Source organism: Parasphingorhabdus sp. JC815 (genome assembly GCF_040717415.1).
In the GTDB taxonomy this organism is placed as follows: domain Bacteria; phylum Pseudomonadota; class Alphaproteobacteria; order Sphingomonadales; family Sphingomonadaceae; genus Parasphingorhabdus.
This window is the reverse complement of record NZ_JBFEFM010000005.1, coordinates 197028-218532: the sequence shown is the minus strand read 5'-3', so window position 1 is coordinate 218532 and position 21505 is coordinate 197028. Positions and strand designations below refer to the sequence as shown.

Sequence of the window (21505 nt, the reverse complement as noted above, 5' to 3'; positions counted from 1 at the left end):
CGGCACAAGCGCCCGCCCCGCCGGGTGCGGAACAATTTTTAAGCCAGATTTTAGGAAATAATGTGGACGACAAGCGTAATATTATCATGGCGGTATTGCTGACCGGCATCATCCTGTTTGGCTGGCCGGTTCTGATGGAAACATTTTTTCCTGACATGGCAAACAAGAATGAAGCCGTTGAGCAAGCCAACAACCCCGGTAATGATCAGGTGGGTGATGCCCCGACCGATGATATGGCCCCCACTGTATCTACAGCAGACGGTTCCGCCGCGATTGGCACGGATGCGGCCACCGGCACCGTTCGCAAACTCCCGGTCGTACTGGCCGAAACACCGCGATTGCCGATTGAAACGCCGCGTGTCAAAGGGTCGATCAACTTGCAGGGTGCCCGGCTCGACGACCTGACTTTGACCGATCACCGCACGGAATTGGCCAAGGACAGCCCGCCCGTTCGGCTTCTCGCTCCATCAGGCACAAAAAACGCCTATTTCAGCCGTTTTGGCTGGGCCGGTGAGGATGTGCCAGATGACAAGACCCTCTGGACCGCAGACAAGGAAAAGCTCACACCGGACAGTCCGGTTACATTACGCTGGAGCAATGATAGCGGCCAGACTTTTGCCATTACGCTGTCGATTGACGAAGATTATCTTATCACCGCCGAGCAAAGCGTGACCAATCGCGGCGACAATGCCATTGCGCTAAAACCCTATAGCCTGATCAACCGCACACGTGACCTTGCGAACGTCCCGCCCGGCGAAGCGAGTAGCTGGACCATTCACGTCGGGCCTGTGGGTGTTTTCGATGGCGCGGCCAATTATGATGTCGATTATGAAAATCTGGCTGGCGAGGAACCGGGTTTCTTCACCAGCATGTTCGGAACCACAGCCACAGCAGGAACAAACAGCTTTAGCAACGATGTAAGCTGGCTGGGTTTCAGCGACAAATATTGGCTTGGTGCGATTATTCCGGTGAACAATCCCAATGTGACCGGCAAGTTCCGCAGCGGCGCGAACAATGTTTTCCAGGCCGAATTTGCCCGTGACAATGCACAGATCATCCCCCCCGGCAAAGTTTTAAAGACGACCACCCGCCTGTTCGCCGGGGCCAAGGAAACCGCACTGCTCGACACGTATAAAGAGCAATATAATATTACCCTGTTGGACCGCGCCATCGACTGGGGCTGGTTCTACTGGTTTGAAAAGCCGCTGTTCTATCTGCTCAACTGGCTGTTTCAGCTGGTCGGCAATTTTGGTGTGGCGATCATATTGATGACCTTCATCGTGCGCGGGATCATGTTCCCGATTGCACAAAAGCAATTTGCCTCCATGGCACAGATGCGCGCCGTGCAGCCAAAGATGAAGAAGATTCAGGAGAAATACAAAGACGACAAGCAAAAACAGCAACAGGAAATCATGAAGCTGTATAAGGATGAGAAGGTCAATCCACTCGCCGGTTGTTTGCCGATTTTCCTGCAAATCCCGATTTTCTTCGCGCTCTACAAAGTGTTGATGCTCTCGATCGAAATGCGGCATCAGCCATTCGCTCTGTGGATCAAGGATTTGTCCGCGCCCGACCCGATGACACCGGTTAATCTGTTCGGCCTGATTCCGTTTGATCCGCCCAGCTTTCTGGCCGTCGGTATCCTGCCGATCCTGATGGGTATAACCATGCATTTCCAGTTCAAGCTCAACCCGCAGCAAATGGACCCGATGCAGCAACAGATTTTTGGTCTGATGCCGTGGATATTGGTGTTCATTATGGCGCCATTTGCCGCTGGTTTGCAGCTCTACTGGACCGTGTCCAACGTGCTGACCATTGCCCAGCAAAAATGGCTCTATTCACGTCATCCACAATTAAAAGAACAAATTGCCAAGGATGCCGAGGAAAAAGCCAAAAAGGCCGAAGAAGAAAAATCGGCAGAAGCAAATTAGGGGCGGGATTAATAGCGCGGCCAGACAGGTCTTGCCGTTAGTCCTGAGCTTGTCGCCTGAATTAGTCGAAGGACGTTTCTCGTTCGATAGACGTGGTTCGACAGGCTCACCACTAACGGGGGAAGACCCTTGGCACGCTCAGGGCTAACGGTTTAGCTCACCAGAGTGGATACTGCGTTAGCTGCTGAAAATACGGATGAATATTATGAAACCACTACACCCGAAAATATTTTCCGGCCCGATATCTTTTCTGAAATCGGCACCGGAGCTTCAATTTCTGCCAGATCCTACGGTTCCCGAAATCGCCTTTGCCGGCCGGTCAAATGTAGGGAAATCCTCTCTTATCAACGCCCTGACAGGCCGCAATGGCTTAGCGCGGACATCCAACACACCGGGCCGCACACAGGAGCTTAACTTTTTTGACGTCGGTGATTTGGATAATGGCCCGCCAATTTTCCGGATCTGCGATATGCCCGGTTACGGTTTTGCCAAAGCTCCGCCCAAAACAGTCAAGAAATGGCGCTATTTGGTCAATGATTACCTCAGAGGGCGGCAAGTATTAAAGCGAACTTTTGTTTTGATCGACAGTCGCCACGGGGTCAAGGATACCGACGAAGAAGTGTTTACGATGCTCGACAAGGCCGCCGTCAGCTATCATATTGTCATGACCAAGGCCGACAAGGTTAAAAGCAGCGAGCTGGAAACCACCAAGGAAAAAGTCATCGCTGCTGCCAAAAAACACCCGGCGGCGCACCCCGAACTCATCATTACATCCTCAGAGAAAAAACAGGGGATTGATGAACTGCGGCTTGCGGTGCTGGATGCGGTGCAGATTTAACTTCGCTCTCTTGCCTTTTCCCGGCATTACAGCAAAAGCTGGAAACTCACGGCAGCACAGTTTATTCCGTGCACAGCTTTTAGCGGGATGGCGAAACAACCGAAGGTTTGAACATGAAACTGATAATCGGAAACAAAGCCTATTCAAGCTGGTCAATGCGCGGATGGCTTGCCTGCAAACAATCCGGCCTGTCGTTTGATGAACTTACGGTTCCGCTTTATGGAGAAGACTGGGACGAGATTCGCGCGAGAGAAAATATCGCGCCCTCCGGTGGTAAAGTTCCCATATTGTGGGATGGCGAAAGCGTGATCTGGGACAGTCTGGCAATTATCGACTGGCTAGCCGACAAAACCCATCGCGACCGTTTTTGGCCCAAGGACGAAACCGCACGCGGCATGGCCCGGTCAATGGCAGCTGAAATGCACAGCGGCTTTATGGCGCTGCGTAAACAATGTCCGATGAACACCCGCAAACGCTACAAAGGTCTGCAACTGCCTCCCGAAACATTACAGGATGCCGCTCGTATCCTACAGCTATGGGCACAGGCGCGCGCGCGATTTGGTCGCGGTGGGCCGTATCTGTTTGGCACATTCGGGGCTGTCGATATCATGTATGCCCCCGTCATTTCCCGGTTCCAGACCTATGGTCTGGAGATGCCCGGATTTGCTGCATCCTATATGGAAACCATGCTGGGTCATGACTGGATGGTCCAATGGATGGAATCTGCCGAAGAGGAACCATGGGTAATCGAGCGGCTGGAACAACCTTTTAGTGAGTAATATGACCAAAACTTCTGCCCTTGAACTAGCCAAAGATCTGATCGCCTGCCCGAGTATCACGCCAGCAACCGGCAAGGTTTTCGATGTGATGGAAGCAATGTTGAAACCTTTGGGTTTTGAAGTAACGCGTTTCATTGCCGGTGACAGGCCGGAAGATGAAGCACTGGGCGGCGCGGTCGAAAATCTTTTTGCAATTCGTCACGGCAAAACGGACGAAGATGGAAAGCCGGTCGGACGGCATTTTGCTTTTGCCGGACATCTTGATGTCGTTCCGCCGGGTGAAGGATGGGCCAGCGATCCTTTCACTCCCGAGGTAAAAGGCGATTTGCTGCTTGGACGCGGGGCAGTGGATATGAAAGGCAGCATCGCCGCATTTGTCAGCACACTCCACAGCGTTCCTGAGGATTTGGGGACGATCAGCCTGATTATTACCGGCGATGAGGAAGGGCCAGCCCGCTTTGGCACCGTCGCACTGATGGACCTGATGGCAGAGCGCGGGATTACTCCGGACCTGTGTCTTGTCGGCGAACCGACATCGGTTCACCGGCTGGGCGACATGATGAAAATCGGACGGCGCGGTTCGGTCAATATGTGGATCACCGTCCATGGCACACAGGGGCATGTCGCCTATCCCCATCTGGCCGACAATCCGATCACCAAACTGGGCAAGATTTTAAGCGAAATTGACGCGATCAAGCTGGATGAAGGCACGGACTGGTTCCAGCCGAGCAACATCGAGTTTACCGATCTTCACGTTGGTAATCCGGCTCATAATGTCATCCCGGCCAAGGCGGAGGGGCGACTCTCTATACGGTTTAATGACCAGCATAGCGGCGACAGTCTAAGCCACATGGTCCGTGAAATTGTTGAACGTAACGGCGGAGAACTTAATCCGGTAATATCCGGTGAGCCGTTTCTTACCCCGCCGGGAGAATTATCGGGCATGATCGCGGAAGCCATTACACAGGTAACGGGCGTTGATCCGGAATTATCAACCACTGGCGGAACATCCGATGCGCGATTTTTGTCAAAAATCATGCCGGTGGTAGAATTTGGTCTATGCAATGCAACCATGCACAAGCTCGATGAAGCCGTGGCAATTGCAGATTTGGAGCAGCTTGCTGAGATTTATGAAAAAGTGCTGCTTAAAGCGCTAAAGTGATTCATCTTGTCATGCCATAGCCGATCAGGGCCACAGCAAAACCGATGACAGCGCCAAAAGCCGGATTCCAGTCACCCGGCTCATGGGCTTCCGGCGCTACATCTTCAAAGACAAGATATAAAATCCCGCCTGCACAAAAGGTCATAACAGAACCAAGAAACAAGCTATCAAGGGTGAATAAAGAAAATCCTGCCAGCGCAGCCAATGGACCAATGACAATGGCAAGCGCCATGATCTGTAAAATATGGTGGCTTAAAAATGTGTCATGCGACCGGCGCATCTCGCGATAGGCATTAAACCCCTCCGGCAGATTTTGTGCACTGATTATAACAGCCAGAAACAATGCCATTTTATAATCGCTGGAAATCACTGCTCCCAACACCAGCGCTTCCGGAATGAAATCCAGATTAAGCGCGATAAGCTGGCTAACCGGCGTGCCTTGTTTTTGCAGCGTCCGGTCAATCAATAAAAACACAATCCCGCCGGCCAGAAATGTTAGCAAGGCCAGCCATAATGGCTGGCTTTCCATGCCGTGCGGGACAAGGACAAGGCCCACGGCGCCAATTAAAGCACCGCCGCCAAATGCTATGATCGCCCGGCGGGTTTTGTCGCTAAACCAGTTTGTTTTTGTTTCATCAAGCCAGCCCAATAAAGAACCGCTAAAAGCAGCTAGGCCGGCTACGCCGGACATGATGACAAAATCAACTATCATTGCTCTCTCAGCGTCGCCGTCTCCGCAAAATAATATATAGCGCTCCCGCGCCGCCATGTCGGGGATGCGCGCGCCGGACCGCGGCAATATAAGGGGCATGGCGCGAAGCGGCCAACCAATCGGAAATCGCCGCCCGGATTGCGCCGCGCCCTCCTTCGCGTTGACGCTGATCCGCGCTGCGTGCTTTGCCCGTAATGAGCAATATGGCGCGGTGGCCAGCGGCAATGCTCAATTCCAAAGCGCTATCGAGCCGTCCATGCGCTGATGACAATGTATAGCCATGCAGATCAATCGTGACATCCGGTTGAACCACACCTTTGTTCAAACGGCGGTCCCAATGCCCATCCAGCCCCGCCTTTTCCGGAACGGCAACCTGCTGCCTTAAAGGGATCGCCTTGGCAGGAGGTCCGCCAAATGTTTCCGTAGTTATCGGTCCACGAACCTCTGGAAGTTTTTTGGCAACCGGCAGCGCTTTTACCCGGCGCACGCGGCCTGGATCCAGCGGCTCGACCGTTTCAATAAGTTTCTGCCACAGCGCCTTTTCACCGGCGGTTAGGGGCCGGTCAGCCATTTAACTGGCCCCGGTCAGTTTGGCGAAACTGCCTTTGGGCAACAAGATCAGCGCCTGTCCATTAGATGACATGCCCCCTGCAATCTGCGCCGCATCTTCCCCCGCGCCCCAGAAGGTATCAAAGCGGTTTGCGCCCTTTATCGCGCCGCCCGTATCCTGCGCTATCCACAGGCCATCGGCAATATCATGCTCCATGTCGAGGAATACCGGCGCGCCCAAAGGCACATAGTTGCGATCTACTGCTACCGATGTCCGGCCTACCACCGGATGACCCATCGCGCCGATGGGGCCGGGGCCGGTCAGTTCGCGGAAAAAAATATAGCTTTTATTTTCGTGCATGATCTTCTTCCCCTCTTGCGGGTTCGCACGCAACCATTGGATTATGCCCTGCATATTGGTCTTGCCTTTTGCGAGCAGGCCACGGTCACGCATTATTCGTCCGATGGCGGTATAATCACGGCCATTCTGCCCGTCATAACCAATCCGCATGACCGATCCGTCGGGCATGGCGACGCGGCCACTACCCTGAATTTGCAGGAAGAAGAAGTCGATATAATCGGAAGCATAGGCCAGTTCCAAATCTTTGCCTTGCAATGCGCCACCATCAATTTGTGCGCGGGTTACAAAAGGGACCAGCTTGCCACCCTTTACCTTGCCGCGAATACGCTTGTTTTTCAGGTCGTCGGAAAACAGGCCAAGGTCAACATCAACCAAATCCGGTGGACGACGGTAAATCGGAACTTCGGCTGTGCGGGTTCGTGTACGCGAGCCGCTGATCTGTGGTTCGAAATAGCCGGTAGCAAAGGCTTTGCCATCGCCAATTTGCACCGCTTCAAAATGGCTTTCAAAGAATCGCCGCGCATCATCATCGGGCCAGTTTTTGGACGCGTCACAGGCGCTTTGCCAATCTGCGCCCTGAGTCAGACCGCTATTATCTGTCCGGCGGACAAGGGAAGAACAGCTTGTGCGAAAGGAGCGCAGCCCTGCGGAAGCCTTGTCATCCTGTAATGCAAGGGCCGCAATGTCGGGGCCAAGCGTTATCCCGGTATCAACAGCGCGCGTGCCGGATGGAACAGATGGAGACGCTACAGAGGTTTGAGAAACAGGGGCTTGAGAAACAGACGCCGGAGGCTCGCCAGCCGTCATGGAGCAGCCACTCACCAGCAGCAATACTCCCAGAAATCCGCCAATTTTTGCACTTGCCCAGCCGGTTACCGCACTGGCAATGCCACGCCCCATCTTCAGGCCTTACGCTTCGTCGGTCTCGTCGAGAATCCAGTTTGGATCGGAGCTGGAAAGATCCCGCACGAATGTCCAGATATCATGCGTTTCAACCGCATCGGTCAACGAACCGCCGATCAACTGGCCATCCTTGTCCTTGACGACCGAGACAATATCCGCATCAAACCGCATGGTAATCCGCGCGATCCGCCGTTCATATTCCGCATCGACAATTCGCGCATCATTGATCCGCACCAGCCGGTTTTCCAATATTTCGCCATTTTCTTCCCGCGACTCTATCGCGGAGATGAAACTTTCGTAAACATCGTCATCGCATAATTCTTTCAATTGTTCGCGGTCGCCGGTCCAAAATGCTTCCAAAATCATGCCATAAGCGGCCTGTGCGCCTTCGACAAAGCGGCCAGCATCAAAATTGCGGTCAGCGCCAATAATCGCGCGCATACCCGATTCGGCAGCTGCGTCATAAATCATCACCGGCTGGGGCACGGGCGCGGAAGACACCGGAGAAATATCGGGCACATGGCGGTCACGCCCCTCATCCCGGCCACTCCGGTCATGCGGGCGCTTATCCAAGCTATTCTCTACATTTCGAGGCGTATGCTCTTGCTCATGGCCAGTGCGCTTTCCCAATACGGAATAGAGGCGCAAGCCCAGAAAAGCTGCTACCATCGCTAATAAAACAATTTCGATAGTCACGATATCTCCAATATCTTTCTTCCCCTATACATAGGCGGGAACGATAGCAGTTTCAAATGGCTTTCCGCTCTTTTATACGGCATTGCCTACTATTCACCCCGTATAAAGGCCGATAATGCGGCTTATTCCCTTTGATCCGGCTCGTCCCCGCCTGTCCTGCGAAGCTAGCAAATAACTCTGATATAGGACGACAGGAGGCATATTTCTGCCATTGCCCTACTTCCCATCCCCTGCTAATCGCCCGAACAATTGTGTAAAGGTATTGCAAAACGGGGCTTGAAATACAGCGTGTGGCAAAACCTGTGCTATAATGATGTATAATTTTCCGAAAGGACGACCCAAATGGCTGAAGAAGGCGATAATATCACAACATCCGGTCCGGCCCCGAATGGCGCGGATACGCAGCCGCAAATCGGTGTAATTTCACAATATGTGAAAGACCTGTCGGTCGAAAACCCCAATGCGCCCGATGTCTATCAATGGGATGCCCAGCCGCAGATTGACGTGCAGTTCAATATCGGTTCCAAACCCGTCTCCGATGAAGTCCATGAAGTCGAATTGAGAATCGACGTGATTGCCAAAGCGGATCAGGGCGTCGCGTTTCAGGTCGAGCTGCTATATTGCGGTCTTTTTGGCCTGCGTAATGTTACCGATGATCAGGCCCACCCCTTCCTGTTTGCCGAAGCACCGCGCCTGTTGTTTCCCTTTGCCCGCGCGATTATTTCCGACGCTGTGCGCGATGCCGGGTTCCAGCCATTGATGCTGGAACCGATTGATTTTACCGCGCTCTATATGCAGCAACGCGAACAACAAGCCGCAGCAGAAAGCGGAGAACAACCGGTTGGAACCGCCTGAACCAGTCTTGTCATCCGGTAAGGACATGCCCTGCCGGATGATATTACAGGGCGCCTTATATAGCCGGTTGTATAGACGCCGGCATATCCGGTCACATATCGACCCTGCCAAGATGGCGATGGCCGTCCGGTTTGTTGCGTAATGAATCTGCTTAAATCCACCGGAACGATTGCTGGCTTGACTTTTGTCAGCCGCATATTCGGATTTGTCCGCGACATCATGCTGGCGCGTGTGCTGGGCGCGGGCGCGGCGGCGGACGCATGGCAACTGGCGTTCCAGCTCCCCAATATATTCCGCAGACTGTTTGCCGAAGGGGCGTTTTCAGCTGCGTTCGTGCCGCTGTTCAATCGCAAAATGGAAGAAAATGAGGGGCGTTCGGCGGCACAGAATTTTGCCATTGATGTCTTGTCGGTTTTTGTCCCGATCCTGCTGCTTTTCTCTGCTATCATGATGCTCGCCATGCCGGGAATCATCTGGCTGATTGATGATTTTGGCGAAGGAGGCCGGACCAGCGATTTTTCGATCAGCCTGGCGCGTATTACCTTTCCCTATCTCGCCCTGATCAGCGTCACGACCGTATTTGCGGGCATTCTTAACAGTGTCAGCCGCTTTGCCGCCGCTGCGGCTGCGCCCATCTTGCTGAATATCTGTAAAATTACCGCACTTTTGATCGTTTTGTGGATAGACGGCGGGGCCGATCCGCGCCGCACCGCTTATTATCTTGCCTTTGCTGTGTCGATATCGGGCTTGTTGCAAATGCTGTGGCTTTATTATTGGACGCGCAAGGCAGGTTTTTCATTCACGCTCAAAAAACCGGAATTCACGCCTGATGTCAAAGAACTGGGTATATTGATTCTTCCTGCGGTTTTTGGTGCGGGTATTTATCAGATCAGCCGCTTTATCGACCTGTTTTTCCTTGGCCGCTTGCCCGAAGGCAGCTTTGTTTATCTGGCCATGGGGGACCGGCTGAACCAATTGCCGCTGGGGATTATCGGAATCGCGCTGGGCACGGCAATTCTGCCTGCATTGTCGCGCTTTATCGCCCAAAATGATCGTGGCGGGGCACAGCGGCTGCAAAGCAATGCTATCGAACTGGCGATGCTGCTGACCATTCCGGCGGCCATGGCGCTGTATTTTGCTTCGGGCCCGCTGGTCACATCATTTTATGTCGGTGGTAATTTTGAAATCGCAGACGGAGAAACCACGGCTAATGTCGTGTCCGCCCTAGTCATCGGCTTGCCCGCCTATGTTCTGGTTAAAGTCCTCATTCCCGGATTTTTTGCGCGTAAAGATACCAAGACGCCCGTTTACACGGCGGGTATTTCGCTCATCATCAATGTCATTCTCAACCTCTTGCTCATCCCGGTGTATGGCATCACCGGTCTTGCCCTTGCCGGAGCCATGGCAGCATGGAGCAACTGCGCCATGCTTTATGCCATGCTTCACCTGCGCGGGCATTTTCATCTGGAATTATCTTTGTTGCTGCGGATTGTCCGCATCATAATTTCGGCAGCAGGCATGGCGCTCGTGCTGATCTATGTCGCGCCTTTTGGTGAAAAACTATATATCGGAAGCATCGGGCAACGCGCGGCATCCATTACCGCTCTGGTCAGTGCGGGCGGTCTTGTCTATGCGGTGCTGGCATGGGTGACAGGCGCGGTGGACCGTGACAAAATCGCCATGCTGACAAAGAAGACAGCAGCCCAAAAGGCCGCTCAAGAAGGACAATGAATATGCGTATAGTTTCCGGCATTCAGCCAACCGGCAATCTCCACCTTGGTAATTATCTGGGTGCGATCAAAAACTGGGTAAAGCTGCAACAGGAATCGGAATGTCTGTTCTTTCTGGCTGATCTGCACGCCATCACTGTGCCCAATGATCCCGCAGAGCTGTCGGCCAACTGCCGGAACATGGTTGCCGCCCTGGTCGCGGCCGGTGTGGACACCAAAAAATCCATCCTGTTCAATCAGGCCCGCGTGCCCGCCCATGCCGAGCTTGCATGGCTTTTGATTTGTAACACCCCGATGGGCTGGCTTGACCGCATGACCCAGTTCAAGGAAAAATCCGGCAAGCATAAACAGCGCTCTTCACTGGGCCTGCTTGGCTATCCGGTTTTGCAAGCAGCAGATGTGCTGATCTATCAAGCGACCCATGTTCCGGTTGGCGAAGATCAAAGACAGCATCTGGAACTGGCCCGCGATGTCGCTGCCAAATTTAACAATGATAGCAAAACAGAGGTATTTACCTCACCCGAAGCCTATTATGGCGCGGCGGCTGCGCGGATTATGTCCTTGCGTGATGGCACATCGAAAATGTCAAAGTCCGATCCATCGGACCTCAGCCGGATCAACATGACCGATGATGACGACACTATCGCCAAGAAAATTAAAAAAGCCCGGACGGATGCAGAGCCTTTACCTGCTAAACTCGAAGAGCTGGAAAACCGTCCGGAAGCGAAAAATCTGGTCGGGATCTATGCGGCATTGAATGACAGCACAGCACAGGCAGTGCTTGATCAATATGCCGGTCAGGGCTTTGGCGCGTTCAAACCGGCTTTGGCCGATCTGGCCGTGGCGCAGCTTTCCCCGATTCGCAGCCGCTATGAAGCGCTGCGCGAAGATACGGATGCGATTGACGCCATTTTGCGCGACGGTGCACAGCGCGCACGGGCGCTGGCACAGCCGACACTGGACAAGGCTTATGCGGCTTTGGGCCTGTTGCGCGATTAAAAGGTGCTGCGCGATTAAAAGCTGCTGGGATAATAAAGAAATCCAAGCTTGTTTAACTGTCTGGAAAGACGGACTTATGTGTCAAACTTTGTGAAAACCTCTTGCAGCCATTTGGGGTTTTCCATGGCGCGCAAGGCGTCCAGTGCGCTTTCCAGATTCATCCGGTAATGGCGGACCGCTCCATCACTATGGGTGGGCCGGGCCGTTAATACATCGACCAGATTTGCCGCTTTGGTATTTTCATGCATGACCGCAATATCCAGCTCTCGCATGCCCTGTTTTACGCAGTGCAAAAACAAGACAGCGGTTAAGGCCCGTGCCACGCCCTTGCCATGATATTTGTCCAGCACAGCAATCGCAAATTCGCCTATATCGGGTTCCTCGTCTTTCCGGATCGCATGGACCGCGCCAATCGCGGGACTTCCTTCCAAACTCTGGTTTATCGCGCCCCAGCCGATATGTTTCACACCATCCACATCCGCTAATTGCTCGACCACCGATGGCGGCACGGTTTTGAAACCCGAGAAAAAGCGCAAATAGCGCGACTGGTCCGATAGCTCCATGATTCCTTTTTCAAGCCGTCCCCGATCCGAGGGATGAAGCGGACGCAGACATAATTCCAGCGGGCGGCCCGCTTCCATAATATCCGTATCTATGGTGATAGCGCACGGTAGTTCGGGGTAAATATCGCTTTGGTCCGGGATGGTCTTTGATGGGGGTTTTGACATAAACGGGCCTTTTCCAATGTAGAAGGAATAGCCCTGACTACCAAATTTTTCAGCATGTTAACAGAGCTACGACTCACCTGCGCGATACAGCGCATCAATATTCGCACAGGATGAGATATAAAATATTGCCCCACGGCACCCGAATTATGTCACTATGTAAAAAAAATAGCATGATGATTCTTCAAGGAGAGAATATATGGCCACCCAACTAAAAGAACAGGGCAGCGCACTACAGGTCGATTCCGGCTTTAACATTCCCGATCCGACGGAAATTGACCGTCTGGAAGGTAAAGTTTCTGACGCGGAGTGGAAATTGCGCTGCGACCTTGCTGCAACTTACCGTTTGTGCGCCATGCATGCGTGGACCGATCTGGTGTTTACCCATATTTCCGCGCGCCTGCCGGATGAGGACGGGGAAGAACGCTTTTTGATCAACCCCTACGGCGTGATGTTTGACGAGATGACCGCATCTGCGCTGGTCAAAATTGATATTCAGGGCAATATCAAACAAGCTACGCCTTATTTCATCAATCCCGCCGGTTTCACGATCCACAGCGCCCTGCATAGCGCGCGGGAAGATGCCGGTTGCGTGATCCATGTCCACACGCCCTATGGCATCGCGGTATCGGTCCAGAAAGAAGGTCTGCGCCGCTACACGCAATTTGCGATGCAGGTGCATGACGATCTTGCCTATCACGATTATGAGGGCATTGCGCTGGACCTTGACGAACGCGAGCGGCTGATCCGCGATCTCGGGGAGAAAAACCTCTTGATGCTACGCAATCACGGCACGCTGACCGTGGGCCAGAATTGCGCCGTGGCATTTTTGCGTATGTATCTGTTGGAAAATGCCTGCAAGACCCAAATTCTGGCACAGTCCGTGGGCGGCGCAGAACATCTGCATGAGGAATCCCAAACGATGAGCCATCGCGTGCATAAACAAGCTGCTCCCGTGTTTACACCGGGCATGGGGGATAATCTTGTCTGGCCGGGGCTGATGCGTAAATTGAACCGGACCAATCCCGGGCATGATTATTGATCGGTGCTTTAAGGGGCATCGCATAATATTTTGCATAGTGATATTTTGCATAGTGTTTTTTCACGGCCGCTCTACGCTCTGACTTGCACAGCGTCACATTTTCGCTAAACAATCGCGATGGATATTATATCAATTCGTGGCGGCAAAAAGCTGTCTGGCCCTATTCCGATTTCGGGCGCAAAAAACAGTGCGCTAACCCTGCTTCCTTGTGCGCTTTTGACCGAGGAGCCGGTGACGCTGCGAAACTTGCCGCGGCTTGCCGATGTCGACAGCTTTGGCCATTTGCTCAATCAGCTTGGCGTTTCAACAACGGTTGAAGGCGCGCGGCCCGAAGATTTCGGGCGGGTGATGACGCTCAAAGCAGGTAAAATCACATCAACCGAAGCTCCCTATGATATTGTCCGCAAAATGCGTGCCTCCATCTTGGTGCTTGGCCCTCTGCTCGCCCGCGCGGGCGAATGTAGGGTGTCGCTGCCCGGCGGCTGTGCGATTGGCAACCGGCCGATTGATCTGCACCTGAAAGTGATTGAAGCCCTTGGCGCAGAAATTGAAACGACCAGTGGCTATGTAACCGCGCGTCAACCCGATGGCGGCTTGCCGGGGGGTGAATATACATTTCCCGTAGTCTCCGTCGGCGCGACCGAAAATGCGTTGATGGCGGCGGTTCTGGCTAATGGTGAAAGCCGCCTTAAAAATGCGGCGCGGGAACCGGAAATTGTTGATCTTTGCAAAATGCTCGTCGCAATGGGCGCAGAAATTGAAGGTATTGGAACATCCGACCTGAAAATATACGGCGTGCCGCGCCTCCACGGCTGCACATACCGGGTGATGTCCGACCGTATTGAAGCGGGAAGCTATGCCTGCGCGGTTGGTATTGCTGGCGGAGAAGTTGATCTGGTCGGTGCCAATGCGGATGAAATGGAAGCAACTCTGGCTGCTTTGACCGAGGCCGGGCTGCGAATCGAAACATATAGCAAGGGCGTTAAAGTCGCTTCAAACGGGACATTAAGACCGCTGACGCTGGAAACCGCTCCATATCCGGGTCTGGCTACCGATATGCAGGCACAGCTCATGGCGATGCTGTGCATGGCAGACGGGGCCAGTGTGCTGACCGAAACAATTTTTGAAAACCGCTACATGCATGTTCCCGAACTAAACCGGATGGGCGCGGATATTGAAACAAGAGGCCGCACCGCGGTTGTCCGCGGCGTCAAAAATTTGACGGGCGCCCCGGTCATGGCCACCGATCTGCGTGCATCCATGAGTCTGGTGATCGCCGCCTTGGCCGCCGAAGGGGAAACCCAGTTGCAGCGGATCTATCATCTTGATCGCGGCTATGAGCGGCTGGAAGAAAAACTGGCTGCGGCCGGTGCGGATATTGAGCGTATAAGCGGCGATTAAACACGCTCAAACCGGGAAAGCTAGCACTTATGACAGCTTGCGTGTCCGGAATTTAACCGTGTAATCCACTCCTAATAGGGAGAGGATGAGTCCATGTTTTCAGGACCAATAGAAGACCGGTTGGCAATCCGGGAGCTGCACGACAGCTATTGTGATGCCGTTTTACGCACCGATGCCGATGACTGGGGTGCTTTGTGGACAGAAGACGCTGTCTGGTCATTGATGGGCACCGAGGTCGTCGGTCGCGATAATATCGTAAAGCTTTGGGTTGGCGCGATGGCCCAATTTGATTCAGTCAGCTTCCTTGGCATACCCGGCAGTCTTGAAATTACAGGCAATACCGCCACGGGCCGTTACCAAACCCATGAATTGCTGGTCGAAAACGGTGAACCGCGCGTTGCCGGTGGCCGTTATGATGACGAGTTTATCAAAATTGATGGCCAATGGTTTTACACAAAACGCATATTCAATCTGGTGTCTCAAATGGGCGGTCAGAAACTTTAGGACAATTTGAAATATGGCTAAAATAGTAATTGCTGCACATATTGATGTCGAACCGGCCGGGCGGGACGAATGCCTGAAAACCGCACAGCCTTTTATTGATGGCGCTCTCTCTCAGGACGGTTGTCTGCATTATAGCTGGGCGGCTGATCTGAACAATCCGTCCCGTATCGAAGTATTTGAAGAATGGACCGATGAAGATGCTCTCGCACAGCATTTCAAAGGTGTTCATTATTCCGGCATGCTTGCCCACATCGGCAGTTTCGGTTTGGTCAATTCCGTCAGCGCAAAATATCGCGTCGATGCCGAAGGGCCGGTTTATAACGCCCAAGGTGTGCCCACACCTGCTTTTGAAAATTAAACAGGATAAACGACATGAACAAACAGACATCCAAATCCTTGTTCCAGCCTGATGTATTGAACGATCCGTTTGATTTTTATGAAGAACAGCGAGCGAAAGCACCCGTTTATCAGGACGAAGCCAGCGGAGCATATGTCGTGCTGGATTATGACTTGATTTCCGAAGCCGTTGGCCGACTGGATGATTTTTCTAATAATTTCAACGCCCTGCTCTCTGGCGGGAAAACAGAAGAAGAGCTGGCGAATGACGAAGAGCTACAGGCTATTCAGGCAAAAGGATGGCCACAGGTCAATACACTGCTAACCGCCGACCAGCCAGCTCACACGCGCTTTCGCAAACTTGTCAATCTCGCTTTTTCGATGCCCAAGGTGAACAAGCTGGAAGACAGCATCAGGGCCATGTCCGATGAGCTTATTGACGGTTTTATTGACAAGGGCGAATGCGAATTCATTCAGGAATATGCAGTTCCGATGCCGGTTCAGACTATCGCTGTGCAACTGGGTCTGGATGTTGCCGATGCCGACACGATCAAACGCTGGACCAACGCTTTTGTTGACCGATTGTCGGGTATGATGACCAGAGAGCGGCAGCTGGAAACCGAACGTGAAGTTGTGGAATATCAACATGCCCTGAAAGCCAATATGGACGCTCGCCGGAAAGAACCGAAAAGCGATATTCTCTCGGATCTGGTCAATGCCCAGGTAGATGGCGAACGGCCATTGGATGACGCGGAATCGCTTTCCATTGTTCAACAGTTGATGGTCGCCGGAAACGAAACAACGACTGCCGCTCTGGGTGAGGGTGTGAAATTATTTGCCCAAAATCCGGACCAGTATAAAATGATTCAGGATGATCCTTCGTTGATCCCGAATGCGGTCGAAGAAGTGCTGCGTATGTCGAGCGGTTCATCGGGTATCTGGCGGGTGATGCACCGTGATGCAGAACTGGGCGGTGTCATGTTGCCCAAGGGCGCGATGGTGATGATGCGTTATCATGCTGCCAATCGCGATCCCAAGCAGTTTGAAAATCCCAATGAATTTCATGTGGACCGCAAGAATGCGCGCACGCACATGGCTTTTGGCAAGGGGATCCATATGTGTGTCGGCAATATGCTGTCGCGCAAGGAAATGACCGTATCGTTTCAGCAATTTGCCAAACGTATGGACAATATCCGGATACAGGAAGGCGCAGAGCTTACCTATCCGCCCAATATGATGCTGCGCGGCCTGACTAACCTGCCCATAACTTTTGACAAACGCTGAACACAAAGGGACTGATTATATGGGCATGATGGATGGAAAAGTTGCACTGATTTCCGGCGGAGCAGAGGGAATCGGCGGCACAGCAGGACAACGCTTTGTCGAAGAAGGCGGCTCCGTCATGCTGGGTGATATTCAGCTTGAAAAAGCGCAAGCCCATGCCGAGGCTCTGGGCGAACGGGCCGCGGCAGTGCAGCTTGATGTCCGTAATCTCGATCAGTGGGAAGCGGCGGTTGCAGCGACCAAAACAAAATTTGGCAAGATAACGACCTTGTTCAATGTTGCGGGTATTTCCGAACCGGGCGCGGTTGACACTGTTGATCTGGAAAGCTGGAACCGGACGATAGATATAAATTTACACGGCACTTTTAACGGTTGCCGCGCAGCCCTGCCCGCCATAGTTGAAAGCGGCGTGGACGGCGCGATTGTTAATATCGGCTCGATGCTGGCTATGCGCCCCGGATCGCAATTTGCGGCCTATAGCGCCAGCAAGGCCGCCGTCACCGCGCTCAGCAAATCACTCGCCCTGCACTGCGCTGCGGAGAAATATCCCGTGCGGGTCAACACCGTCCATCCCGGCGCGATTGATACACCGATGTATCAACGTTACCTTGCCGCCTATCCCGGATCGCATGACGAAGCGGTGGAAGTGTTTAACCGCAACCATCCGATCAAGCGGGTCGGACTGGCCAGCGAAGTGGCCGATGCGATGCTGTGGCTCGCCAGTGATGCGAGCAGTTTCACAACCGCCAATGACATCACCGTCGATGGCGGCGGGAGTTATCGCGAATAGGGTGGGGCTTGGGCACCAGCCACTTACGCCGATCTCCGTCATTCCCCTTAGCCTGTCGGAGGGTGTTTCTAAATCAAGCGCGGCATCAATGCTAAAGTCGCACTTCGACAGGCTCAGTGCTAACGGTTCTTTGCTAACGTTCTTTGCTAACGCCCCTTTTTACCGACCGCTCCTTTTAGCTTCCGTTATTGGCAACAATATCGACCAGAGTGCCGCCGCCCGACCGCTTGTTGAGCGTGATCACATAAGCACCGTCATCGGACCCGCGCGTTCCGCCCAGCACATGTTCGCTACCGCGCAGCAGATATTCTGCGCTATAACCGCTGCGTTTGGCCTGCGTATAATAATAATCCACGACATTTTTCATCGCGCTGCCGGTGTAAAAACTGACCACGCGAATATTGCATCCTCCGCCCTGGGCACCAGCTGCTTCTTTGACATTGGCTTTAGGATAGACCGGAAATGCCGCCGGCATACGGTTGGCCCAGCCCATGTCATAGCTTAGCTTTTGATCACAGGCGCCTTTACCGCGCTTTGCGTTCTGGGCCTCGGCTTTTGCGCCCAGGGTTATGCCTCTCGATCCGGCGCAATCGGCACATTCATCCTCAGCTGTCATCTTGCGCGGTTTGGGCGCACTCAACAATTTGCCCTTTATCCGCGCCGCCTGACCACTATCGGGCGGAACTTTTCCGTCTACCGGACCATTTGCGCCGCGGATTGCATTGCGATTGGATTGAGCGGTCAAATCGGGATCGACCATGATTGGCCCTTCGAGCGCTTCCCTCATCGCCGGGTCCCCGGTCAGATTCTCATCCAGTTCCGCCAGTTCCGCGTCGTTATCTTTGCTGCCACATGCGGCAAGGGTAAGCGGCAACAATGCTGCGGCGCTCAGCAATAGGGGACGGGATAGAAATGCCATGCAATATGCTCCATGATTTTGGGAAAATCACTGCACCAAAAATAGTTAATAATCGGTAAGGAAAGATGGTTAAGCCGCCGGCTTCTCGTTAACCCTTTGTCCCGTTTCGGGATTCTCAACCAAAGCCATCTGGCCCGTCAACATCACCGAACCGGATAAGGCGCGAGGTTTGAACCGCGGCCTGACGGTTGACCACCGCTTTTTTATATTCGGGGTCGGTAATCATCTCCATAAACGCGCCGCTATGGGGATAGCGCGCGATAAAGACGCTGTCCCAATGCTGGTCCTGCGGTCCGATCACCATTGATTCCATGATTCCCCGCCAGATAATGGTTCCGCCGACCCGTTTGAATATCGGCCCGCTGGTCTTGCCATATTCCTGATAAGCGCGTTCCCCGCTCCACCCGTGGGCAGCGGCCGGATGATCTTCGGGATATTGCGCCTGATCATGAAATTTGAGCATATTGAGCATATTTATCGGCACGTCGCGGGGCAGTGCCTTGAATGCGTCAAAACTTTCCCTTGTCGGGTCCAGATAATATTCCTCGGCCATCATTCTCTCCTTGATCTGCTTTTATCCAGCATTCATCATATTTGCTAAACATAGCCCTATTTCAGTAGCTTGCAATAGCGGTGCTATATACCTATAATACAGTTATGGCTAATTAATCTCCATTATCATCGGCTGTATAGCTTTAATTTTCGCTATTGTCGGTCTGGTGCCGCTGCTTGGCTGGACCAACTGGTTGATCTTGCCGATTGTCGGTGTCGGGGCGTTATTTGGCCTCATATCCTCGCGCAATAGCGGCCTGTATTTCTGCCTGATCGTCATGGCAATTTGTGTCTTGCGCCTGTGGATAGGTGGCGGAATACTCTAATCGGGTTCCCTATTCCCTCCCCGCGGCTGAAATAGATTGCCACCTGCATAGCCCGGGCCTAATCGCCATAGAATGACGGAACAGGGATCGGGTAGCCGGTTGGGGCTCTTTCAAGCATTGCTAGCCTGTGCCTTTTGGGGCGTCATGCCGATTTATTTCAAATTGTTGCAAAATGTCGCCGCTCTGGAAGTTGTTGCTCACCGCATCATCTGGTCGGTTCCGCTGCTGCTCGTCATCCTCGCTTTCCGTAAAAACCTTGCCGGTTTGCGCGCATCCTGGGCTGATTCAACCGTGCGCCGGACCTTGCTGGCTAGTTCCCTGTTAATTTCGGCTAACTGGCTGATCTATGTCTGGGCCGTGCAGCAAGGCTTTATTCTGGCTGCAAGTCTCGGCTATTTTATCAGCCCGCTGACCAGCATTTTTCTCGCCAAGCTGTTCCTGAAAGAGCAGTTGAGCCGGAACCAGTGGATTGCGGTTTGCATTGCCGCCATCGGTGTATCCATTCTCGCAGCCCAAGCATGGCAGACTTTGTGGATCAGCCTCGCACTGGCCGGTTCATGGGGCTTTTACGGTTTGATGCGTAAAATTGCCGTGGTCGGGCCGATCGTCGGGCTGACCATCGAAACCAGCTATCTTTTCATACCGTTCGCGCTGTTCGCGGGGTGGATTGTCTTTGCTCCAGCTAACGGCATGCCGTCTGATGTGGTTCATTTCGGGGACCATTTGCCAACCAATATCCTGTTGATATGCGGCGCACTGGTTACGGCGCTCCCGCTGATGCTATTTGCTGCGGCGGTGAAGAAAATGAAACTGAGCACGATTGGTTTGTTGCAATATCTGGCACCGACTATGCAGTTTCTTATCGGCGTATTTATATATCAGGAACCATTGACCAGATCGCATATCATCTGTTTCATATTGATCTGGATCAGTCTGGCGATATTTTCTTTTGACGCTATCAGGCGGGAGTCAGACCGAAAAGCCGCACTGGCCAATTAGTGTTTTCAAGCCCATTCACTCGACAATCTGCCAGTTCAGCTTCTGACCCGCATGAAACGGCACGATCTTTGTCCCGCCCACCTCTATCAGTTGCGGCACCGCAATGGCAGAGCGTAGCAATGTCACTTTTCCTTCATTCAACGGCAGACCATAGAAGTTTGGCCCATTTTCCGATGCAAAAGCCTCCAGCTTGTCAAGCGCGTCCTCTTCATCAAACACTGTGGCATAGCTTTCCAGTGCAAAGGGAGCGTTGAATATACCAGCGCAGCCGCAGGCCGATTCTTTTGCATGGATTTCATGAGGCGCGCTATCAGTGCCGAGAAAATATTTTGCCGAACCGGACGTTGCCGCTTTACGCAAGGCCAGCCTGTGCTGTTCGCGCTTTGCCACTGGCAGACAATAAGCGTGGGGCCGGATTCCGCCCTGAAACATCGCATTCCGGTTAATGTGCAGATGCTGCGGGGTGATGGTTGCGCCAATATTAGGACCGGAGGCATTGACAAAATCAACCGCATCCGCCGTCGTGATATGTTCAAAAACAACCTTTAATTCGGGCAGTGTATCCACCAGCTTTGATAGAATGTGTTCGATAAATACAGCCTCGCGGTCGAATATATCGACATCATTATCGGTCACTTCGCCGTGGACCAATAGCGGCATGCCAATGTCTGCCATGCGTTCCAGCACCGGCATGATATTGGCTATATTACTCACGCCGTGGGCGCTGTTGGTCGTGGCATTAGCAGGATATAGCTTTGCTGCGGTAAAGACTCCGCTTTCAAAGCCATGGGCAATATCATCTGCGTCTGTCGTGTCGGTGAGGTAACAGGTCATCAACGGGGTAAAATTGGAGTTTTGCAGGTTAAGATCCTGTTTCAGCGCCACCAATATGCGCTCGTGATAAGCCTTCGCAGCAGCGGTGGTGCTGACGGGTGGTGAAAGATTGGGCATGACAATCGCACGGGCAAATTGCCGGGCGGTAAACGCCGCCACCGATTGCAACATATCGCCATCGCGCAGATGGACATGCCAGTCATCCGGTTGACGAATAGTAAGAGTATCGGGGGATTGATTCATGGTTCGGGCTTTCTTTTGACGCTGGGCATCCCTAC

Annotated in this window: 22 protein-coding genes; 14 read left to right on the top strand and 8 right to left on the bottom strand. The window is 53.0% G+C overall.

Annotated features, from left to right (window positions below):
• The first annotated feature begins 62 nt into the window (after positions 1-62).
• The 4 genes from yidC (at position 63) to dapE (ending at position 4710) form a co-directional block, all read left to right on the top strand.
• A complete protein-coding gene (yidC, locus tag AB1K62_RS12565) occupies positions 63-1931 on the top strand; it encodes a membrane protein insertase YidC (RefSeq protein WP_367003996.1) in 1869 nt (622 codons plus the stop codon).
• A 205-nt stretch (positions 1932-2136) separates the two neighbouring features.
• The gene (gene yihA, locus AB1K62_RS12560) at positions 2137-2769 is read left to right on the top strand and encodes a ribosome biogenesis GTP-binding protein YihA/YsxC (RefSeq protein ID WP_367003995.1); all 633 of its coding nucleotides are present in this window, start codon (positions 2137-2139) and stop codon (positions 2767-2769) included.
• A 113-nt stretch (positions 2770-2882) separates the two neighbouring features.
• Entirely contained in the window at positions 2883-3548 is a 666-nt protein-coding gene (locus AB1K62_RS12555) for a glutathione S-transferase family protein (protein WP_367003993.1), read from the top strand.
• 1 nt (position 3549) lies between these two features.
• A complete protein-coding gene (gene dapE / locus AB1K62_RS12550) occupies positions 3550-4710 on the top strand; it encodes a succinyl-diaminopimelate desuccinylase (protein ID WP_367003991.1) in 1161 nt (386 codons plus the stop codon).
• Between the two features lies 1 nt (position 4711).
• Here the strand turns inward: dapE and AB1K62_RS12545 are convergent, their stop codons facing one another.
• Genes AB1K62_RS12545 through AB1K62_RS12530 form a run of 4 tightly spaced genes read right to left on the bottom strand, consistent with a single transcriptional unit; the run spans position 4712 to position 7931 of the window.
• A complete protein-coding gene (locus AB1K62_RS12545; RefSeq protein WP_367003989.1) occupies positions 4712-5422 on the bottom strand; it encodes a hypothetical protein in 711 nt (236 codons plus the stop codon).
• Between the two features lie 7 nt (positions 5423-5429).
• A complete protein-coding gene (locus AB1K62_RS12540; RefSeq protein ID WP_367003988.1) occupies positions 5430-5993 on the bottom strand; it encodes a Smr/MutS family protein in 564 nt (187 codons plus the stop codon).
• Positions 5994-7232, bottom strand: a complete 1239-nt coding sequence (locus AB1K62_RS12535; protein WP_367003987.1) for a murein transglycosylase A — start codon at positions 7230-7232, stop codon at positions 5994-5996.
• 9 nt (positions 7233-7241) lie between these two features.
• Positions 7242-7931, bottom strand: coding sequence for a Tim44/TimA family putative adaptor protein (locus AB1K62_RS12530; RefSeq protein WP_367003986.1), 690 nt, complete (start codon positions 7929-7931; stop codon positions 7242-7244).
• Between the two features lie 342 nt (positions 7932-8273).
• On the opposite strand from AB1K62_RS12530, the gene secB reads away from it, so the two are divergent.
• From secB to trpS, 3 genes are all read left to right on the top strand, one after another.
• Positions 8274-8786, top strand: a complete 513-nt coding sequence (gene secB, locus AB1K62_RS12525) for a protein-export chaperone SecB (protein WP_367003985.1) — start codon at positions 8274-8276, stop codon at positions 8784-8786.
• A gap of 141 nt (positions 8787-8927) precedes the next feature.
• Entirely contained in the window at positions 8928-10517 is a 1590-nt protein-coding gene (gene murJ / locus AB1K62_RS12520; RefSeq protein WP_367003983.1) for a murein biosynthesis integral membrane protein MurJ, read from the top strand.
• Positions 10518-10519: 2 nt separating this feature from the next.
• Positions 10520-11515, top strand: coding sequence for a tryptophan--tRNA ligase (gene trpS / locus AB1K62_RS12515; protein WP_367003981.1), 996 nt, complete (start codon positions 10520-10522; stop codon positions 11513-11515).
• A 74-nt stretch (positions 11516-11589) separates the two neighbouring features.
• On the opposite strand, the gene AB1K62_RS12510 is transcribed toward trpS, so the two are convergent.
• Positions 11590-12243, bottom strand: coding sequence for a GNAT family N-acetyltransferase (locus tag AB1K62_RS12510; RefSeq protein ID WP_367003980.1), 654 nt, complete (start codon positions 12241-12243; stop codon positions 11590-11592).
• A 196-nt stretch (positions 12244-12439) separates the two neighbouring features.
• On the opposite strand from AB1K62_RS12510, the gene AB1K62_RS12505 reads away from it, so the two are divergent.
• The 6 genes from AB1K62_RS12505 (at position 12440) to AB1K62_RS12480 (ending at position 17597) form a co-directional block, all read left to right on the top strand.
• Positions 12440-13282: a class II aldolase/adducin family protein gene (locus AB1K62_RS12505; RefSeq protein ID WP_367003978.1), complete on the top strand. Its 843-nt coding sequence runs from the start codon at positions 12440-12442 to the stop codon at positions 13280-13282.
• A 117-nt stretch (positions 13283-13399) separates the two neighbouring features.
• Positions 13400-14683 carry a UDP-N-acetylglucosamine 1-carboxyvinyltransferase gene (gene murA / locus AB1K62_RS12500; protein ID WP_367003976.1) on the top strand — a complete coding sequence of 428 codons (1284 nt, stop codon included), beginning with the start codon at positions 13400-13402 and terminating at the stop codon, positions 14681-14683.
• Positions 14684-14776: 93 nt separating this feature from the next.
• Complete coding sequence (locus AB1K62_RS12495; RefSeq protein ID WP_367003975.1) at positions 14777-15187, top strand: nuclear transport factor 2 family protein; 411 nt, start codon at positions 14777-14779, stop codon at positions 15185-15187.
• Positions 15188-15200: 13 nt separating this feature from the next.
• A complete protein-coding gene (locus AB1K62_RS12490; protein ID WP_367003974.1) occupies positions 15201-15545 on the top strand; it encodes a putative quinol monooxygenase in 345 nt (114 codons plus the stop codon).
• 14 nt (positions 15546-15559) lie between these two features.
• Positions 15560-16807: a cytochrome P450 gene (locus tag AB1K62_RS12485; RefSeq protein WP_367003973.1), complete on the top strand. Its 1248-nt coding sequence runs from the start codon at positions 15560-15562 to the stop codon at positions 16805-16807.
• A 25-nt stretch (positions 16808-16832) separates the two neighbouring features.
• Entirely contained in the window at positions 16833-17597 is a 765-nt protein-coding gene (locus AB1K62_RS12480; protein WP_367003971.1) for an SDR family oxidoreductase, read from the top strand.
• Positions 17598-17772: 175 nt separating this feature from the next.
• Here AB1K62_RS12480 and AB1K62_RS12475 read toward each other — a convergent pair whose 3' ends face one another.
• Both AB1K62_RS12475 and AB1K62_RS12470 read right to left on the bottom strand, forming a co-directional pair.
• A complete protein-coding gene (locus AB1K62_RS12475; RefSeq protein ID WP_367003970.1) occupies positions 17773-18516 on the bottom strand; it encodes a hypothetical protein in 744 nt (247 codons plus the stop codon).
• A 115-nt stretch (positions 18517-18631) separates the two neighbouring features.
• On the bottom strand, positions 18632-19072 hold the full coding sequence (locus tag AB1K62_RS12470) for a DUF1330 domain-containing protein (RefSeq protein ID WP_367003968.1): 441 nt from the start codon (positions 19070-19072) through the stop codon (positions 18632-18634).
• 394 nt (positions 19073-19466) lie between these two features.
• Between AB1K62_RS12470 and rarD the strand changes: the two genes are divergently transcribed.
• Entirely contained in the window at positions 19467-20393 is a 927-nt protein-coding gene (gene rarD, locus AB1K62_RS12465; protein WP_367003966.1) for an EamA family transporter RarD, read from the top strand.
• Between the two features lie 15 nt (positions 20394-20408).
• On the opposite strand, the gene pyrC is transcribed toward rarD, so the two are convergent.
• Positions 20409-21470: a dihydroorotase gene (gene pyrC / locus AB1K62_RS12460; RefSeq protein ID WP_367003964.1), complete on the bottom strand. Its 1062-nt coding sequence runs from the start codon at positions 21468-21470 to the stop codon at positions 20409-20411.
• Positions 21471-21505 lie beyond the last annotated feature (35 nt).

Coding starts and splice junctions, on each gene's coding strand:
- yihA (WP_367003995.1), top strand. CDS start 2,137: ATGAAACCACTACACCCGAAAATATTTTCCGGCCCGATATCTTTTCTG.
- AB1K62_RS12555 (WP_367003993.1), top strand. CDS start 2,883: ATGAAACTGATAATCGGAAACAAAGCCTATTCAAGCTGGTCAATGCGC.
- dapE (WP_367003991.1), top strand. CDS start 3,550: ATGACCAAAACTTCTGCCCTTGAACTAGCCAAAGATCTGATCGCCTGC.
- AB1K62_RS12545 (WP_367003989.1), bottom strand. CDS start 5,422: ATGATAGTTGATTTTGTCATCATGTCCGGCGTAGCCGGCCTAGCTGCT.
- AB1K62_RS12540 (WP_367003988.1), bottom strand. CDS start 5,993: ATGGCTGACCGGCCCCTAACCGCCGGTGAAAAGGCGCTGTGGCAGAAA.
- AB1K62_RS12535 (WP_367003987.1), bottom strand. CDS start 7,232: ATGGGGCGTGGCATTGCCAGTGCGGTAACCGGCTGGGCAAGTGCAAAA.
- secB (WP_367003985.1), top strand. CDS start 8,274: ATGGCTGAAGAAGGCGATAATATCACAACATCCGGTCCGGCCCCGAAT.
- murJ (WP_367003983.1), top strand. CDS start 8,928: ATGAATCTGCTTAAATCCACCGGAACGATTGCTGGCTTGACTTTTGTC.
- trpS (WP_367003981.1), top strand. CDS start 10,520: ATGCGTATAGTTTCCGGCATTCAGCCAACCGGCAATCTCCACCTTGGT.
- AB1K62_RS12510 (WP_367003980.1), bottom strand. CDS start 12,243: ATGTCAAAACCCCCATCAAAGACCATCCCGGACCAAAGCGATATTTAC.
- AB1K62_RS12505 (WP_367003978.1), top strand. CDS start 12,440: ATGGCCACCCAACTAAAAGAACAGGGCAGCGCACTACAGGTCGATTCC.
- murA (WP_367003976.1), top strand. CDS start 13,400: ATGGATATTATATCAATTCGTGGCGGCAAAAAGCTGTCTGGCCCTATT.
- AB1K62_RS12495 (WP_367003975.1), top strand. CDS start 14,777: ATGTTTTCAGGACCAATAGAAGACCGGTTGGCAATCCGGGAGCTGCAC.
- AB1K62_RS12490 (WP_367003974.1), top strand. CDS start 15,201: ATGGCTAAAATAGTAATTGCTGCACATATTGATGTCGAACCGGCCGGG.
- AB1K62_RS12485 (WP_367003973.1), top strand. CDS start 15,560: ATGAACAAACAGACATCCAAATCCTTGTTCCAGCCTGATGTATTGAAC.
- AB1K62_RS12480 (WP_367003971.1), top strand. CDS start 16,833: ATGATGGATGGAAAAGTTGCACTGATTTCCGGCGGAGCAGAGGGAATC.
- AB1K62_RS12475 (WP_367003970.1), bottom strand. CDS start 18,516: ATGGCATTTCTATCCCGTCCCCTATTGCTGAGCGCCGCAGCATTGTTG.
- AB1K62_RS12470 (WP_367003968.1), bottom strand. CDS start 19,072: ATGATGGCCGAGGAATATTATCTGGACCCGACAAGGGAAAGTTTTGAC.
- rarD (WP_367003966.1), top strand. CDS start 19,467: ATGACGGAACAGGGATCGGGTAGCCGGTTGGGGCTCTTTCAAGCATTG.
- pyrC (WP_367003964.1), bottom strand. CDS start 21,470: ATGAATCAATCCCCCGATACTCTTACTATTCGTCAACCGGATGACTGG.